The organism is Cellulosimicrobium composti, from assembly GCF_009711085.1.
GTDB classification, from domain to species: Bacteria; Actinomycetota; Actinomycetes; order Actinomycetales; family Cellulomonadaceae; genus Cellulosimicrobium; species Cellulosimicrobium composti.
This window is the reverse complement of record NZ_WMKA01000012.1, coordinates 56060-71516: the sequence shown is the minus strand read 5'-3', so window position 1 is coordinate 71516 and position 15457 is coordinate 56060. Positions and strand designations below refer to the sequence as shown.

Here is a 15457-nt window from a genome sequence, read left to right as displayed (position 1 = left end):
CGTGCTTCACTTCTTCGTGGGAGCCGCCCCGAGGCGGCCCGTGCGACGACCACGGAGGCACCGTGCCCTATCGCGAGACCCCCGCCACGCGGGCCGCCCGCGAGCGCAAGCGCGAGGCGCTGCTCGACGCGGCGCGCACGATCGTGGCGGAGCGCGGGTTCGCGGGCGCGAGCGTCCAGGCGCTCGCCTCGCGCGCGGGGGTCAGCACGGGCGGCGTCTACTCGTACTTCCCCACCAAGGCCGACCTGCTCGTCGCCGTGTTCCGGCAGGCCGTCGACGTCGAGCTCGACGCGGTCCGCGCGGCCGCCGCCCCCCAGGGCGACGACCCGCCCGACGGCAGCACGGTCGCCCGCCTGTCCCGCGCCGTCGACACGTTCGCACGCCGCGCCCTGCGCGGCCCGACCCTCGCGTGGGCGCTCCTGCTCGAGCCGGTCGACCCTGCCGTCGACGTGGCGCGGCTCGAGTACCGCCGCGCGTACGCCGCGACGTTCGCCGACGTCGTGCGCGACGGCGTCGCGGCGGGCGAGCTCCCCGAGCAGGACGTGGACGTCGTCGCGTCGGCGCTCGTCGGCGCGATCGGCGAGGCGCTCACCGGTCCGCTGTCCCCGCTCGCCGCCGGGGGAGAGGACGGCGACGGAGCGCCCGTCGACCCCGACGCGCGCGACGCCGTCGTCGCGACGATCCTGCGCGTGTGCCTGGGTGCCGTGGGCGCCCGGGTGCCGGCGCGCGAACCGACCTGACCGAGGCACCGCCCGCACGAGTACCGCCCGCAGCGCCGCAGGAGGACGCCGTGACGACCACCGGACCGCGACCCGCGCCGCACGTGACGCACCGCGTGACGAACCAGCCGCCCGAGCGCGTGGGCGTGAACGAGTACCTCGACCACCCCGTGCTGCGCGAGGCGGTGCGCGCGTACGGGGGAGCGTGGGGCGAGGAGCGGCTCGTCGAGGTCGGGGCGCTCGTCGGCACCGAGCGCTTCCAGCGCGCGGCCGAGCTCGCGAACGTGCACCCGCCGGTGCTGCGCACGCACGACCGCCGTGGGAACCGCGTCGACGAGGTCGAGTACCACCCGGCGTACCACGAGGTGCTCGGGGCGGCCGTCGCGCACGGCGCGCACACGAGCGCGTGGGCGGAGCCCGGGCCGGGCGCGAACGTCGTGCGCGGTGCGCTGTTCTCGCTGTTCGCGCAGGTCGAGCCGGGCCACGCGTGCCCCGTGTCGATGACGCACGCCGCCGTCGCGTCGCTGCGGCGCGCGCCGGCGCTCGCGGCGGTCTGGGAGCCGCGCCTGCTCTCCCGCGGGTACGACGGCGCCCTCGCGGCGCCGGGCAGCAAGCCCGGCGTGCTCGTCGGCATGGCCATGACGGAGAAGCAGGGCGGCTCGGACGTGCGCGCGAACGCGACGACGGCCGCGCCCGCCGGGGCGGACGGCACCTTCCTGCTCACGGGGCACAAGTGGTTCTGCTCGGCGCCGATGTCCGACGCGTTCCTCGTGCTCGCCCAGGTCCCGGGCGGGCCGGGCGGGACCGCGCGGGGCGGCGACGCCGCGCCGTCGTGCTTCCTCGTGCCGCGCGTGCTGGAGGACGGCACGCGCAACGTCTTTCGCGTCCAGCGCCTCAAGGACAAGGTGGGCAACCGGTCGAACGCGTCGTCGGAGATCGAGCTCGACGGCACCGTCGGGTTCCTCGTCGGGGAGCCCGGGCGCGGCGTGCGGACGATCATCGAGATGGTGTCGCGCACGCGGCTCGACTGCGTGCACGGCACGGCGGCGGGCATGCGCCAGGCGGTCGCCGAGGCGCTGTGGCACGCGCGCCACCGCAGCGCGTTCGGCGCGGCGCTCGTGGACCAGCCCGCGATGACCGCGGTGCTCGCCGACCTCGCGCTCGAGTCCGAGGCCGCGACGCTCACGTCGGTGCGCCTCGCCGCCGCGCACGACGGCGAGTCCGAGCACGACCGCGAGTTCCGCCGCCTCGCGACCGCCGTGAGCAAGTACTGGGTGTGCAAGCGCGGCCCGCACCACGCGTACGAGGCGATGGAGTGCCTGGGCGGCAACGGGTACACCGAGGCGTTCCCCCTCGCGCGCCGCTACCGCGAGCAGCCGGTCATGGCGATCTGGGAGGGGTCGGGCAACGTCATCGCGCTCGACGTGCTGCGCGCCATGGGCCGCGAGCCCGCGTCCGTCGCGGCGTTCGAGGCGGAGCTCGCCACGACGGCGGGCGCGCACCCGGTCCTCGACGCGCACGTCGCGCGCACGCGCCGTCTGCTCGCGGAGGTCGCGGGGGCCGACGCCGGGGCGCAGCAGGCGCAGGCCCGTCGCGTCGTGGAGTCGCTCGCCCTCGCGCTCCAGGCGTCGCTCGTGGTGCGGCACGCGCCGTCGGCCACGGCCGACGCGTTCGTCGCCGCACGGCTCGGCGACGACCGCGGCCACGGGTACGGCGTCCTGCCGGGCGGCACCGACGCGCGCGCGATCCTGGCCCGGCACACCGGGACGCCGTGAGCGGCTGGGCCCGGGACGACCGCGGCACCCGCCCGGGGGCGGGCGCCGCGGGAGACGGCCTCAGACGCGCCAGGCGAAGAGCCCGGTCGGGTCGTACGCCGAGCGCACCGCGGCGAGACGCGCCGCCGTCTCGGGCGACCACGCCCGCGCGAGCGCCTCGTCCGTCCACGGGCCGGGCAGGAAGTTGATGTTCGTCTCGCTCGCCGCCCACGGCTGCGACCACTGCGTGAACGACGCCGCGGCCTCGACCATGTCGGGGAGGCGCGGGGGGTTCACGCCGACGAGGCTGAACAGGTAGCCGGCCGTGCGGCCGCCCGCGGCCGACCCGCCCTCGACGTCGCGCGCGCCCGCCCCGCCGAGGTGCCGGATCTCCGCGGCGACGAACGGCGAGCCGCTGCCGGGGCCGAGGTCGGCGAGGAAACGGTCGAGGAACGCGCCGTCGACGTCGCGCAGCCCCGCGCCGAACACCCACGACGGGGACGCGTCCTCGGGGTCGGAGTGGATCGAGGCGACGGCCGTCGTGGGGATCTCGCCGAGGGCGTCGGCCAGGACCGGCGCGAGCGCCCGCAGCGGTGCGGCGAGGCGCTCGCCCTCGGCAGCGTCGCCCGGGTACGCGAAGCGCAGGTTGAGCACGGTCTGCCCGCGCAGGTGCTCGGGGATGAACGGGAGGTCGGGCAGGGCGAGCACGACGGCCGAGGTCGTGACGTCGTCGGGCGCCGACGCGGTCCACTCGACCCACCCCCGCAGGACGTCCTCGACGTGCTCGGCGGCGAACGTGAGCGCGCCCGCGTACAGGGTCCGCAGGGGCGCGAGCTCGACGTCGACGCGCGTCACGATCCCGAACCCGCCCTTGCCGCCGCGCAGCGCCCAGAACAGGTCCGGCTCGGACCCGGCGTTCGCCTCGACGACCGAGCCGTCGGCGAGCACGACCCGGAAGCCGCGCACCCAGTCCGCCGTCAGGCCGTGGCTGCGGACGAGCGGACCGAACCCGCCGCCCAGCGTGTACCCGACGACGCCGACGCCCGTCGACGAGCCCGTGACCGGCGCGAGCCCGTGCTCGCCAGCCGCCTCGACGACCGTCTTCCAGCGGGTGCCGGCGGAGATCCGCGCGATCCGCGTCCCCGGGTCGATCTCGACGCCCGCGAGGTCGCTCGTGCCGAGCACGAGCCCGTCGGACACGTCCGACGCCGCGCCGTGGCCCGTCGCGTGGGCCCGCACGCGCAGGCCCCGGGCCGTGGCGAACCGGACGGCCTCGGCGACGTCGGCCTCGGTCGCCGCGAGCACCGCGACGTCCGGGTCGTGCGTGACGAGCGTGCTGTGCGGGGCGACGGCCTCACCCGCTGTCGGGCCGCCGTCGGGCAGGTCGTCGCGCGCGAGGACGCGACCGGTGACGCGGTCGCGCAGCGCGGCGACGTCGGTGCTCGAGATCGTGGTGGGCGAGGTGGTCATGGTGCAGGTTCCCTTCGTCGCGAAGCGCGTCCGGACGTCCGGTGCGGTCACCGACATGACGACGCGCGGGCGTGGTGTGTGACACGAGCCCCGGGGGTAGGGAGGGGCGTGGCGCGTGTTCCTGCCATGTCCCGCGACGACGCGACCCGCACCGACCGTGCGGTCGACCGCCGACCGTCGGTCAGCCGCGGAGCGCGTCCAGGAGCCGCTGGACCGAGGAGCCGAGGTTCCAGCGCTCGGCGAGGTCGGCGAGCGCGTCGGGGTCGGCCGGGCCGGCCGGCAGCGCGTCACGGACCTCGCCGACCGGGGCGTCGCGTGCCACCTGCACGACGAGCGGCGCGACCTCGAGGTAGCCGGCCGCCTCCGTGAGCCGACGCCGCTGCGTCGCGGTGAGGCCGGGGTCGCCCTCGTCGCGCGCCGCGAGCACGCGGGCGAGGCTCCCGTACCGCGCGAGGAGCGCGGCCGCCGTCTTCTCCCCGATGCCCGGGACGCCCGGCAGGCCGTCGCTCGGGTCGCCGCGCAGGACGGCCATGTCCGCGTACGCGGCCCCCGAGGGCACGCCGTACCGCTCGGCGAGGCGCGCCTGGTCGACGACGTCGAGGTTCTTCACGCCCTTGGTCGGGTAGAGCACGCGCACGCCCGCCGCGTCGTCGACGAGCTGGAACAGGTCGCGGTCGCCCGTGACGACCTCGACCGCGGCGCGCCCGGACGGGTCCGGCCCCTGGCCGGCCGCCGCGCGCCGCGCGACCTCACGTGCCGTGAGCGTGCCGATGACGTCGTCGGCCTCGTAGCCCGCGGCCCCGACGCGCGTGATGCCGAGCGCGGCGAGCACGTCGACGATCACGGGCACCTGCGCGACGAGCTTCTCCGGGACCTCCTCGACGCCCGTCGAGCCCGGGACCTTCTCGGCGACGCGGTGCTCCTTGTACGACGGGATCGCCTCGACGCGGAACGCCGGCCGCCAGTCGACATCCCAGCACGCGACGAGGCGCGTGGGCCGCCGGTCGGCGACGAGCGTCGCGATCATGTCGAGCAGGCCGCGCACCGCGTTGACCGGCGTGCCGTCGGGGGCCCGGATCGAGTCCGGCACCCCGAAGAACGCGCGGAAGTACAGGCTCGCGGTGTCGAGGAGCATGAGCTCCCCGCCCGTCGGGCCGAGGTTGCCGGAGCGGGCGCCGTCGTCCGTGCTCTGCGTCATGGCGCCATCCTGCCGCACGGCCCTGACACGGGCAGGTGCGCGGCCGCGGGGGCGACGGCGAGATCGGCAGCCCCCTGCTGGATCGGCGGTCGAGACTGCCGAACCCGACCGGGGCTGCCGATCTCGCGCGCTACATCAGCAGGTCAGCGCGTCGTACGGCGCGACGACCCGGGTGCCGTCCACGACGACGGCCGCCTCGCCCGCGACCTCGCGCGTCCCGAACGGCGTCTCGAGCACGACGTCGAGCGGGGCGTCCCCGTCGTTGTCGGCACGGACGGTGACGTACGCGGTGCCGGCGAGGCACCGGGTCGCCGCGGTCGCGGTGACCGGGACGTCCCGCACCGGCACGCCGCCCACGCTGATCTCCGCGGCGCCGCCGAACTCGTTGCCCGCGATCGAGCTCAGGCCCACGAGCCGCAGGTACCGGCCCGTGCCCGTGAGGTCGACGGTCTGGGGCGCGAGCGTCGCGGTGAACGACCCGGTCGCCACGGGCTCGCCCCACTCGACGCCGTCGGCCGAGACGTAGACCTCGTACGCGGCGATGCGGCCGTTCGCCGCGTTCTGGCGGGTCGTGTACTGCAGGCCCGTCACGTCGTACTGCGCCCCGAGGTCGAGCGTGATGTGGTGCGGGTAGGGCGCCGACCCGTTGGCCCACCTCGTGTGCCAGAACGTGTCCGGGTCCCCGTCGATCGCGTTCGTCGCCGGCGCCTGCTCGCCCACGGTCTCCTCGCTGGACACGTCGTGGACGGACAGCAGCGACCGGTCGATCGGGTTCGCGAGCGGCCGCAGGTCGGACTCGACGTCGAGCGTGGTCGAGACCTCGCGCTCGCCCTGGCGCGCCGTGAACACGCGCTCGCCCGCGTACGTCGCCGCCGGGACGGGGACGTACCCGGTGAAGGTGCCGTCCGCGAGCGCGCGGACGGTGAACCGCACCGCGCCGTCGACGAGCACCTCGACGTGGCCGGGCTCGAACCCGGCGAGGGCGAACGGCTCCCAGCGGCCCGCGGCGACGCTCCCCCCGTCGCCGAGCGACACGGTCGGGTCGCCGGGCTCGACCGTCGGGTCCGGCGGCAGCGCGTGGGCCGGGTCGGTGTCGACGGTCACGGGGCCGCGCTCGCCGCGCGACGTGACGAGCTCGCACGCGTCGTCCGCGTCGAACGCCGCCGTGACGGTCGCGGTGTACACGCCCGAGGGGTGCAGCGCGTCGCGCGGCGCGTCGGTCGTGAACGTCACCGGCAGGGTGCGCGCCGGGCAGACGAGCTCCGCGGTGAGCGGCTCGGTGAGCGCGCTGCGGGACGCGGGGTCGCCGTCGTCCGCGGTGAGGTCGGGCTCGACCCGGGCGCCGTCGGCGGCGAGCTTGGTGCCCGGCGCGGCGACGTAGCCGACCGGCCAGGCCGCCGTCGCGCCCGTGCGGGCGTCGAGGTCGGCGGACGCGCTCGTCGCGGCCCACGTGGTGCGGGGCGACTCGTAGTAGCCGCGCCCCTGGACCGTGAGGTGCGCGCCGTAGTCGCCGAGGCGCTGCATGAACGAGTCGACGTCCTTGTCCTCGCGTGCCGTCCACCCCGTCTCGAGGACGGACGCCGCGCGCGGCAGGAGGAGGTACTCGAGCTGGTCGCCGCCGCGGACGGTCTCCGACCACAGCGGCGCCTCGACGCCGAGGACGGACTCCTCGTCGATGCCGCCCGGCACCGTCGTCGTCGGCTCCCAGTCGTAGTACCGGTCGGCGTCGCACGTGCCGCCGCACGCCCAGCTCAGGCCGATCGGCGTCGCGGACGTGTACTTCTGGTTGCGCGACGCGTGCCGCGGCGCGACCGTTGCGGCATGATCCGGTTCCTGCTGAGCTTCGCGATCAACGTGGTCCTCGCCGCCGTGGGCCTCCTCGTGGCGTCGAGCCTCTTCGACGGCGTCACCGTTCACGCCTCCGGCTTCGTGGTCGCCGTCCTGGTGCTCGCGGTGGCCCAGGCGGTCCTCGCGCCCTTCGTCTTCAACGTGGCGCGCAAGTACGCCTCCGCGATCCTCGGCGGGATCGGTCTCGTGTCGACGTTCCTCGCGCTGTGGGTCGCCACGCTCGTCGGCGACTCGATCGAGATCACGGGCGCCGGGACGTGGGTCGGGGCGACCGTCGTCGTCTGGGTGATCGGCGCCCTGGGCGGCTGGTTCCTCGGGTGGCTCGTCCTCAAGCGCTGGTGGGACCGACGTCAGGAGCAGCGCACGATCCGCCAGGCGACGGCGAAGGGCTGACCGGGGCGCGACCACGGCGCTCGCCGCGGTGGCGCAGGAGCGCGTCGACGCGCTCGACGCAGTCCGGCCCGCTCATGGCCTCGGCCACGACGAGCCGCGCGAGCTCGCGCAGCGGGACGTTGCGGTCGTTCGAGGCCTGCGTGAGCCGCGCGAACGCCTCCTCGGGGTGCACGCCGTACGCGACGGCGAGGACGCCCTTGGCCTGCTCGATCGTGCCGCGCGTCGCCGCGGCCGCGGCGATGTCCCGGCGCGCGCGCTCGTGCGCGTGCTCGGCCACGGCGCGCGTGACGTCCACGAAGCAGCCGACGACCGCGACGACCGCGCCCGTCGCGGAGTCCCGGCGCCCCTTGCCGGCCATGACGAGGACGCGCTCGGCGCCCCGCGCGTCGACGACCCGGTGCACGCTCGAGAACGGCGCGCCGGTGGTCCGTGCCCGCTCGAGGGCCCGGCGCACGCGGTCGCGGTCGTCGGGGTGCTCGTGCGCGTGGACGAGGGCCGTCGTGGGCACGACCTCACCGGGCGCGAAGCCGTGGAGGCGGTAGGTCTCGGGCGACCACCACCAGGTGCCGGCCGGGAGGTCGAGGCGGAACTCGCCGACCTGCGGGTGCGCGCCCTGGGCGAGCTGCTGCTCGATCGTGGGGTCGTCGATGGACATGGTGCTCTCCACATCGTCGTGCGTGGCGAGCCAGGTCCAGACTCGGGGTGCCGAGCCTACCCGCGAAACCCGGGAGACCGGGCCACGCGGTCCGGTGGCGGTGCGTCCGGCGCCGCCATAGCGTCGAACCGCTCGCGCGTCGAGCGGCCCTGACCGGAACGAACCGTGGAGAGAGGCTGACCGTGGCAACGCTGACCGTGTGGAAGTTCGACACCCCAGAGGGAGCGCAACGCGCCGAGGACGCGCTGCTCGCGCTCCAGAAGCAGGAGCTCGTCCAGGTCCAGGACGCGGCCGTCGTGTCCTGGGAGGAGGGCCGCAAGAAGCCGCGGACGCGCCAGGGCACCAGCACGACGGCGGTCGGGGCGCTGGGCGGGACGTTCTGGGGCCTGCTGTTCGGCCTGCTGTTCTTCGTCCCGCTGCTCGGCGCGGCGATCGGTGCCGCGTCCGGCGCGATCGCGGGGGCGCTGACCGACGTGGGGATCAACGACGACTTCATCGACTCCGTGCGGAGCAAGGTCACGCCGGGCACGTCGGCGCTGTTCGTGCTCACGTCGGGGGCGGTGGTCGACCGTGTGCACGACGCGCTGCAGGGGCAGGGCATCCACGGCGAGCTCCTCCAGACGAACCTCTCCGCCGAGGAGGAGGCGAAGCTGCGCGCGGCGTTCGACGAGAACGCCTGAGCCGTCCGCCCGGCGACGCGGTCGGTCCTACTCGACGCCGTCCTCGTGCCGCCGCTCGACCTCCTCGGCCGCCTCGCGCGCCGCCCGTCGGTTGGCACGACGGCGGCGCGAGGCGCGGTCCGAGGGCTCCGCCTCCGCGTCGTCGGGCGAGCCCCCGTCCCGCGGCGCCCCGTCCCGCGGCCCGCGGCCCGGGTCGTGGAGCATGTGGGACTCGATGAGCTCGTGCCGCTGGAGGTAGGTGTTCGCGACGGCCTGGATCGTCGCGGCGACGGGCAGGGCGAGGAACGCGCCGAGCGCCCCGAAGACGGCGCCGAAGGCGAGCACGACGACGAAGCTCACCGCCGGGTTCATCTCCAGCGCGCGCGCTGAGACCTTGGGGGAGAAGTACAGGTTCTCGAGCTGCTGGTACCCGATGATGAACCCCAGCACGCCGAGCGCCTGCGGGAGCCCCTGGGACGTGAGCGCGACCGCGACGGGAAGCGCGCCGCCGAGGTAGGTGCCGATCGTCGGGACGAACTGCGACACGACGCCCGTGAACACCGCGAGCGGCAGGGCGTAGGGCGTCTGGAGGATCGCCAGGAACACGAAGGTGAGGACGCTCGACAGCGCGGCGAGCACGATGCGCGAGGTGATGAAGTCGGACACCTTGACCTGCGTGATCTCCCAGAGCCGCAGGACCTCCTCCTGGCGGTTCGGCGTGAGCCAGCGGCACACGGCCGCGCGGAACGCCGGCCCGGCGGCGAGGAGGTAGTAGGTGACGAGCAGGATCGTCAGGCTCGCGAAGATGCCGCCGAGGATCGTCGTGCCGACGAGCAGCGCGCCCGACGCCACGTCCTCCCCGAACTGGTCGAACGCCTGCCGCAGCAGGTCGTCGGAGTCCGGGATGACCACGTCGAACCGCTCCGCGACGGACACCTGGACGCTCGCGTAGAGGTCCGGGAGCGTCTGCACGAGCTGGACGAGCTGCTGGACGAAGAGGTTGCCGAAGAGCGCGAGCACGACGAGCGCGACGACGATCGAGCCCAGGAGCGCCACGGCCGCCGCCGCACCGCGCCGCCAGCCGTGGCGCACGAGCCACACGACGACCGGCTCCAGGGCGAGCGCGAGGAAGAACGCGATGAGGATGTTGACGCCCAGTCCCTGCAGCGCGCGCATCGCGTCCCACGCGAAGAGACCGACGAACACGGCGACCACGGCCATGGCGAGGGCCCGCGGCACCCACCGCGGCGGTCGCCGCGAGTCGTGCTGGACCGGGCGCGTGCCGCTGTCCGGCACCCCCGACCAGGGGTCGTCCGAGCGGGTCGGCGTCGTCATGGCACGAACCTAGCGGCGCGCTCGGGGCGGCCCGGACCGGCACGCCGGACCCTTCCGGATGCCGAACCGTGCCGCCGGTGCCACGATCGACGCGCACCCTCGTCCGGTCGTCGCCGACGGTTTCTCAGGAGGACTCGCATGGCACGCTCGTCGCAGGTCACGGCATGGGTCGGCTGGGTCTGGTTCGCGGGGATCGTCCTCGTCACCATCGGGTTCTTCAACGCGATCAGCGGGCTCGTCGCGGTCTTCTCCCCGAAGAGCCTCGTGGGCGTGAGCGACGCGGGGATCGTCGTCCTCGACGTCTCGACCTGGGGCTGGATCCACCTCCTCATCGGCGTCCTGCTCGTGCTCACGGGCTTCGCGCTCCTCGCGGGCAAGGGATGGGCGCGGATGGTCGCGATCGTCCTCGTCGTCCTCAACGCGATCGCCCAGTTCACGACGCTCCAGGTCACGCCGTGGTGGTCGCTCGTCACGATCGTGCTCGACGTCTTCGTCCTCTGGGCGCTCGTCGTGCACGGCGACGAGGCCGAGCGCGCGGCCCGCGAGGTCTGACACCCGCAGCACCGAGGGCACCCGGGCCCGACCAGGGCCCGGCCCGCCGGCAGACAGGAGCAGCGCATGGCAGGATCCACGTTCGGCCCCGTCGAGATCGTCGCGGTCGCCTTCCCGTCCGACCGGGTCCCCGTCGACGTGCGCGCCGCCGTCCTCGACGTCCTGGTCGAGGGCACGGTCACGCTGCTCGACCTCGTCGTCGTGCGGCAGTCCGAGTCCGGGGACGTCGAGATCCTCGAGGTGTCCGACCTCGGCGACGTCGTGGAGCTGACCGACGTCGAGCTCCCGGGCGCCGGCCTGGCGGGGCAGGAGGACCTCGAGCACGTCGCCGGGGTGCTCGCACCCGGGACGACGGCGCTCGTGCTCGTCGTCGAGCACACGTGGGCGCGCGGCGTGGTGGCCGCGACGCGCGCGGCCGACGGGATCGTCGTGCTCAGCGAGCGCATCCCGGCCGAGGTCGTCAACGAGGTCGCGGACCTCGCCCTCGCCGAGGGCTGACGGCCCGTCGCACACCAGCACCGGTGCCCCGCACGACCGCGGGCGCCGACAGACCCTCAGGAGGAACCATGCCCATCCGTCGCATCGGGCGCCCGGGCCTCATCGGCACCGCAGCCCGTACCGCGGTGATCGCCGGGACCGCCCAGGCGACCGCCGGGGCGGTCTCGCGCCGGCAGAACGCCAAGGCGCAGCAGTCGTGGGACGCCCAGCAGGCGCAGGCCGCGCAGGAGCAGGCACGCATCGAGGCGGCCGCCCAGCAGGCCGCCGCCCAGCAGGCGGCCGCGGCACCGGCCGCGCCCGCCGCCCAGGAGGACCTGCTCGGCCAGCTCGAGCGCCTCGGCCAGCTCCACGCCTCCGGCGTGCTCACCGACGCCGAGTTCGCGGCCGCCAAGGCCAAGCTGCTCGGCTGAGCGGGGAGGAGAGCGCGATGGCCACGTTCACCGTCTGGAGGTTCGACTCGCCCGAGGGCGCCGACACCGCGTCCCGGATCCTGCACGACGCCGCGTCGGAGCACGCGGTGCGGATCATCGACACCGCGGTCGTGTCGTGGCCCGAGGGTGCGGCCAAGCCGACGACGCGCCACGGGCACCAGGACGAGTGGCGCGGCACCGGCTGGGGCGCGTTCTGGGGCCTGCTGCTCGGGTCGCTGTTCTTCGCGCCCGTGCTCGGGGCCGCCGCCGGCGCCGCGATCGGCGCGTCGAGCAAGGCGATGGCCGCCGTCGGGATCGACAAGGACCAGCTCGACCGGATCCGCGAGGGCGTCACGCCGGGCACGTCCGCGCTGTTCGTCGTCACGGAGGACGGCGACCTCGACCGCGTGGGCGAGCGGTTCCACGGCGTGCACGGGACCCTCGTCGCGACCAACCTCACCGAGGCCGAGCGCAGCGCGCTCCTCGAGACCTTCGGCTGACGAGACCTCCGGGTGCCGCGGCGCCCGGAGGCTCAGTCGTCGAGGCGCGCGGGGAGCCCGAAGAGCGGGAACCAGGACGCCGTGTCGAGGAAGGCGTTGATCGCCGTGACACGGCCGTCCTCGGTCTCGATCACCTGCAGCGCCCACGGCTCGTGCCCACCGCCCGCGGCGGGGCGGTACTGGCCGAACCCGAACGTGCCGTTGACCGCGACGGGGATCATGCGCGAGCCCGCGCACTCGTGGCCCGGTCCTGTCATCCACGCGACGATGTCGTCCGTCCCGCGCATCCACAGCGGGTACGGCGGCATGGACAGCGTGGCGTCCTCGTGGAGGATCGCGACGAGCGCATCCATGTCGTACCGCTCGAACGCGTCGAGGTAGCGCTCGAGCAGCGCCTTCTCCTCGTCGCCGAGGCCCTCGTTCGACGCGACCGGCGCGGGCTCGGCGTCGGACCCGAGGCCCGAGCTGTCCCAGTGCGCGCGCGCCGCGAGGGTGGCGCGCGCCCGCTGGAGCGCGCTGTTCACCGACGCGACCGACGTGTCGAGGAGCTCCGCGACCTCGCTCGCCTGCCAGCGCAGCACCTCGCGCAGGAGGAGCACCGCGCGCTGGCGGGGCGGCAGGAACTGCAGCGCGGCGACGAACGCGAGGCGGACGCTCTCGCGGCCCACGGCGACCTGCGCCGGGTCGCCGTCGTGCGGCAGCACCCGGTCGTCCGGGACGGGCTCGACCCACGTCTCCTCGGGCAGCACCTGGCCCAGGTTCTCGGCCTCCGGCGCCTGCGGACCGCCCAGCCCCATCGGCCGCTCACGCCGCTTGCGCGCGCCGAGCGCGTCGAAGCACACGTTCGTCGCGATGCGGTACAGCCACGACCGCAGCGACGACCGGCCCTCGAAGCGGTCGTACGAGCGCCACGCGCGCAGGAACGTCTCCTGCGTGGCGTCGTCCGCCTCGAACGCGGAGCCGAGCATCCGGTAGCAGTAGCCCGTGATCTCGCGACGGAAGCCGTCGAGGACCGCGTCGAGGTCGGCGCGGTCGGGCAGGGGAGCGGGGCCGGTCGCGGTGGCGTCCGCGCGCACGCTCGGGGGGCTGGCGAGGTCGGTCATGGTGCTGCCTCTCAGGACTCGATGGTGTCGACGTTCGCGAGGGGTCACGGGATCGCACGGGCCCAGGGGGAGTGGCCCACCTCACACACGCTACCTCCGGCCTCCGACACAGCACAGGGGCGGCCGCGCGAGGCCGGGCGCGCGGGCCGGGAGGCGCGCTCAGTCGGCGAGGTCGAGCTCGAACCACACGGTCTTGCGGAAGCCCTGCGGGTCCTCGCCGTCGGCGTCCAGGTCGACGCCCCAGCGCGCGGCGCAGCGCTCCAGGAACTGCACGCCCCGACCCCCGGTCTCGTGCGGCCGCGGGGACCGCAGCACGGGGAGCGCCGTCGAGCCGTCGCGCACGCCGACGCGCAGGACGCGGTGCGCGACCTCGACCTGCACCTCGACCGGTGCGGTGCCGTGCTGCACCGCGTTCGTCAGCACCTCGCTCGTGAGCAGCATCGCGATGCGGCGCACGGCCGGCGCGACGTCGCAGCTCTCGAGGAGGTCGTCGACCCACCGCCGTGAGGGGCCGATCGCCGTCGACGCGTGCTCGACCGCGCGGGCGAGGACGGCCGGGCGCCCCGGGCCCGGCGGCCGCGGGGCCGTGTGGCGCACGCGCAGCGCGAGGACGGCCACGTCGTCGCGCTGGCCCGACACGAGCCGGCGCACGAGCGCGTCGGGGAGCGCGGACGTCGCCGTGCTCGACAGCTCGGCCAGCGCCTCGCGGAGCCCGGCGAGCCGGTCCGCGTACGGGCTGCCCCGGCGCTCGACGAGCCCGTCGGTGTACAGGAGCAGCGTGTCGCCGTGCGCGAGACGCGCGCGGTGGTCGTGGCGCGGCGTGCTCGGGAGCACGCCGAGCATGAGGTCGGGCGGCGCGTCGAGCGTGTCGATGGTGCCGTCCGCGCGCAGGACGAGCGGCGACGGGTGACCCGCGTTCGACCACGTGACGTCGAACCCGCGCGGCGTGCGGTCCAGCCGCACGACGACGGCCGTCGCGGTCGAGTGCAGCGCGAGCCCCCGGTTGGCGCGGTCGAGGAGACGCAGCAGGACGGCGGGCGGCTCGTCCTGGCACCACGCGAACGTCCGCAGCATCGAGCGGAGCTGGCCCATCTGCGCGGCCGCGCCCATGTCGTGGCCGGTGACGTCGCCGATCATGAGGACGCACGCGTCGTCGTCGAGCACGACCGCGTCGTACCAGTCGCCACCGACCTGGTCCGTGCGCGTCGCGGACGCGTACGTCGCGGCGAGCTCCGCGGTGCGGACCGAGGGCAGCTCCGTGAGCATCGCGGCCTGGAGCGTCGCCGCGACCCGGTGCCGCTCCTCCAGGAGCCGGACGCGGTCGAGCGCGTGCGCCACGTACGACGCGATGGCCGTCTCCGTCTTCACGGCGTCCTCGTCGAACTCGCGCGCCGTGTCCCACGCGAGCGCGACGACGCCGACGAGCCGGTCCTCCGCGAGCACCGGGAGGAACGAGCGGGCCTGGACCTCGTGGTTCACGATGAGCGCGGCGGCGTCGGGCAGGCGCTCCGCGTACTGCGCGTGGTCGCGGAAGAACAGGGGCTCGCGGGTCCGCGCCGCGATGGCGCTCGCGCGGTCGGCGTCCAGGCGCATGCGGCGGAAGGACGCGGGGATGCCGGGCTCGAGGTGGTCGAGCGTCGTGTACTCGAGCCGGGTGCCGCTCGCGTCGAGCGTGGCGAGCCCGGCGTACCGCGCGCCGATCACGGCGCCCACGGCCGCGAGCCGCTCGGCGACGTCGCGCACCGACGTCGCGGCGGCGAACGACTCCGAGAGCTCCAGCAGGAGGCGCGAGCGGCGGTTGGCGGCGAGCGCGACGCGCTGCATGCGCCGGGCCCGCGCGCGGGCGAGGCGGAGCCGGAGCTCCGACGTGCACGCGGCGGCCAGGTCGGCGAGCGTCGCGAGGTCCTCGTCCGACCACGGGCGGGGCTCGCCGTCGAACGCGCACAGGGAGCCGACGGCGTGACCGTGCGGGTCGAAGATCGGGAACCCGGCGTAGGAGACGACGCCCACGTCGTCGACCGCGCGCAGGGACGCGAGGTGCGGCTCCGCGCGGGCGTCCGCCACGACGAGCGGGCGCGCGTCGCTCGTCACGAACTGGCAGAACGTGTGGGTGAGGGGCGTGCGGCGCTCCGACTGGTACGGCTCGGGGAGGCCCTGGGCGCCGGGGAGCACGGCCTCCTCGTCGAGGACGAGCGTGACCAGCGCCGACGACACCCCGAGCTGGCGGCGCACGAGCCGGGCGAAGCGGTCGAACGACTCGTCGGCCGTCGCCTCGGCGAGGCCCGCCTGCGCGAGCTCGCTCATCGCCTGGGCGTCGGTCATGATCCAGTATCACCAGGACGAGGCCGGTCAAACAGTGCAAG

The 15457-nt window shown here is 75.4% G+C and carries 15 protein-coding genes; 8 read left to right on the top strand and 7 right to left on the bottom strand.

Annotated elements, in window-relative coordinates; all coding sequences use genetic code 11:
• Positions 1-62 precede the first annotated feature (62 nt).
• Together GJV82_RS07550 and GJV82_RS07545 are read left to right on the top strand one after the other, a co-directional pair.
• Entirely contained in the window at positions 63-740 is a 678-nt protein-coding gene (locus tag GJV82_RS07550; RefSeq protein ID WP_162290131.1) for a TetR/AcrR family transcriptional regulator, read from the top strand.
• Positions 741-790: 50 nt separating this feature from the next.
• Entirely contained in the window at positions 791-2494 is a 1704-nt protein-coding gene (locus GJV82_RS07545; protein WP_318657401.1) for an acyl-CoA dehydrogenase family protein, read from the top strand.
• Between the two features lie 60 nt (positions 2495-2554).
• Here GJV82_RS07545 and GJV82_RS07540 read toward each other — a convergent pair whose 3' ends face one another.
• The 3 genes from GJV82_RS07540 to GJV82_RS07530 form a co-directional block, all read right to left on the bottom strand.
• Positions 2555-3943, bottom strand: coding sequence for an FAD-binding oxidoreductase (locus GJV82_RS07540; RefSeq protein ID WP_155098799.1), 1389 nt, complete (start codon positions 3941-3943; stop codon positions 2555-2557).
• A 181-nt stretch (positions 3944-4124) separates the two neighbouring features.
• On the bottom strand, positions 4125-5141 hold the full coding sequence (locus GJV82_RS07535; protein ID WP_225873182.1) for a 5'-3' exonuclease: 1017 nt from the start codon (positions 5139-5141) through the stop codon (positions 4125-4127).
• A gap of 135 nt (positions 5142-5276) precedes the next feature.
• Positions 5277-7058, bottom strand: coding sequence for a discoidin domain-containing protein (locus GJV82_RS07530; RefSeq protein ID WP_155098798.1), 1782 nt, complete (start codon positions 7056-7058; stop codon positions 5277-5279).
• Between GJV82_RS07530 and GJV82_RS07525 the strand changes: the two genes are divergently transcribed.
• The gene (locus GJV82_RS07525) at positions 6963-7382 is read left to right on the top strand and encodes a phage holin family protein (protein ID WP_024839997.1); all 420 of its coding nucleotides are present in this window, start codon (positions 6963-6965) and stop codon (positions 7380-7382) included. The two genes, GJV82_RS07530 and GJV82_RS07525, sit on opposite strands and share 96 nt — an antisense overlap.
• Here GJV82_RS07525 and GJV82_RS07520 read toward each other — a convergent pair.
• Positions 7318-8037, bottom strand: a complete 720-nt coding sequence (locus GJV82_RS07520; RefSeq protein ID WP_155098797.1) for a PAS and ANTAR domain-containing protein — start codon at positions 8035-8037, stop codon at positions 7318-7320. The genes GJV82_RS07525 and GJV82_RS07520 overlap by 65 nt on opposite strands.
• A gap of 182 nt (positions 8038-8219) precedes the next feature.
• Between GJV82_RS07520 and GJV82_RS07515 the strand changes: the two genes are divergently transcribed.
• Positions 8220-8717, top strand: a complete 498-nt coding sequence (locus GJV82_RS07515) for a DUF1269 domain-containing protein (protein ID WP_318657400.1) — start codon at positions 8220-8222, stop codon at positions 8715-8717.
• A gap of 27 nt (positions 8718-8744) precedes the next feature.
• On the opposite strand, the gene GJV82_RS07510 is transcribed toward GJV82_RS07515, so the two are convergent.
• Positions 8745-10031 carry an AI-2E family transporter gene (locus GJV82_RS07510; RefSeq protein ID WP_225873181.1) on the bottom strand — a complete coding sequence of 429 codons (1287 nt, stop codon included), beginning with the start codon at positions 10029-10031 and terminating at the stop codon, positions 8745-8747.
• A 138-nt stretch (positions 10032-10169) separates the two neighbouring features.
• Here GJV82_RS07510 and GJV82_RS07505 point away from each other — a divergent pair, with 138 nt between their 5' ends.
• The 4 genes from GJV82_RS07505 (at position 10170) to GJV82_RS07490 (ending at position 11991) form a co-directional block, all read left to right on the top strand.
• Positions 10170-10583: a DUF7144 family membrane protein gene (locus tag GJV82_RS07505; protein ID WP_024839993.1), complete on the top strand. Its 414-nt coding sequence runs from the start codon at positions 10170-10172 to the stop codon at positions 10581-10583.
• Between the two features lie 66 nt (positions 10584-10649).
• Positions 10650-11081, top strand: a complete 432-nt coding sequence (locus GJV82_RS07500; protein ID WP_024839992.1) for a DUF6325 family protein — start codon at positions 10650-10652, stop codon at positions 11079-11081.
• Positions 11082-11149: 68 nt separating this feature from the next.
• Positions 11150-11491: an SHOCT domain-containing protein gene (locus GJV82_RS07495; RefSeq protein WP_155098796.1), complete on the top strand. Its 342-nt coding sequence runs from the start codon at positions 11150-11152 to the stop codon at positions 11489-11491.
• Between the two features lie 17 nt (positions 11492-11508).
• A complete protein-coding gene (locus GJV82_RS07490) occupies positions 11509-11991 on the top strand; it encodes a DUF1269 domain-containing protein (protein WP_024839990.1) in 483 nt (160 codons plus the stop codon).
• A 32-nt stretch (positions 11992-12023) separates the two neighbouring features.
• Here the strand turns inward: GJV82_RS07490 and GJV82_RS07485 are convergent, their stop codons facing one another.
• Positions 12024-13094 (bottom strand): sigma-70 family RNA polymerase sigma factor, encoded by a 1071-nt coding sequence (locus GJV82_RS07485; protein WP_155098795.1) that lies wholly within the window; start codon positions 13092-13094, stop codon positions 12024-12026.
• Positions 13095-13253: 159 nt separating this feature from the next.
• Positions 13254-15416: a SpoIIE family protein phosphatase gene (locus GJV82_RS07480; protein WP_225873180.1), complete on the bottom strand. Its 2163-nt coding sequence runs from the start codon at positions 15414-15416 to the stop codon at positions 13254-13256.
• Between the last annotated feature and the right edge of the window lie 41 nt (positions 15417-15457).

What these genes read in the sequence shown, in the direction of transcription:
- GJV82_RS07510 (WP_225873181.1), bottom strand. Translation starts at nt 10,031, where the DNA reads ATGACGACGCCGACCCGCTCGGACGACCCCTGGTCGGGGGTGCCGGAC.
- GJV82_RS07500 (WP_024839992.1), top strand. Translation starts at nt 10,650, where the DNA reads ATGGCAGGATCCACGTTCGGCCCCGTCGAGATCGTCGCGGTCGCCTTC.
- GJV82_RS07540 (WP_155098799.1), bottom strand. Translation starts at nt 3,943, where the DNA reads ATGACCACCTCGCCCACCACGATCTCGAGCACCGACGTCGCCGCGCTG.
- GJV82_RS07480 (WP_225873180.1), bottom strand. Translation starts at nt 15,416, where the DNA reads ATGACCGACGCCCAGGCGATGAGCGAGCTCGCGCAGGCGGGCCTCGCC.
- GJV82_RS07535 (WP_225873182.1), bottom strand. Translation starts at nt 5,141, where the DNA reads ATGACGCAGAGCACGGACGACGGCGCCCGCTCCGGCAACCTCGGCCCG.
- GJV82_RS07490 (WP_024839990.1), top strand. Translation starts at nt 11,509, where the DNA reads ATGGCCACGTTCACCGTCTGGAGGTTCGACTCGCCCGAGGGCGCCGAC.
- GJV82_RS07525 (WP_024839997.1), top strand. Translation starts at nt 6,963, where the DNA reads ATGATCCGGTTCCTGCTGAGCTTCGCGATCAACGTGGTCCTCGCCGCC.
- GJV82_RS07505 (WP_024839993.1), top strand. Translation starts at nt 10,170, where the DNA reads ATGGCACGCTCGTCGCAGGTCACGGCATGGGTCGGCTGGGTCTGGTTC.
- GJV82_RS07495 (WP_155098796.1), top strand. Translation starts at nt 11,150, where the DNA reads ATGCCCATCCGTCGCATCGGGCGCCCGGGCCTCATCGGCACCGCAGCC.
- GJV82_RS07520 (WP_155098797.1), bottom strand. Translation starts at nt 8,037, where the DNA reads ATGTCCATCGACGACCCCACGATCGAGCAGCAGCTCGCCCAGGGCGCG.
- GJV82_RS07485 (WP_155098795.1), bottom strand. Translation starts at nt 13,094, where the DNA reads ATGACCGACCTCGCCAGCCCCCCGAGCGTGCGCGCGGACGCCACCGCG.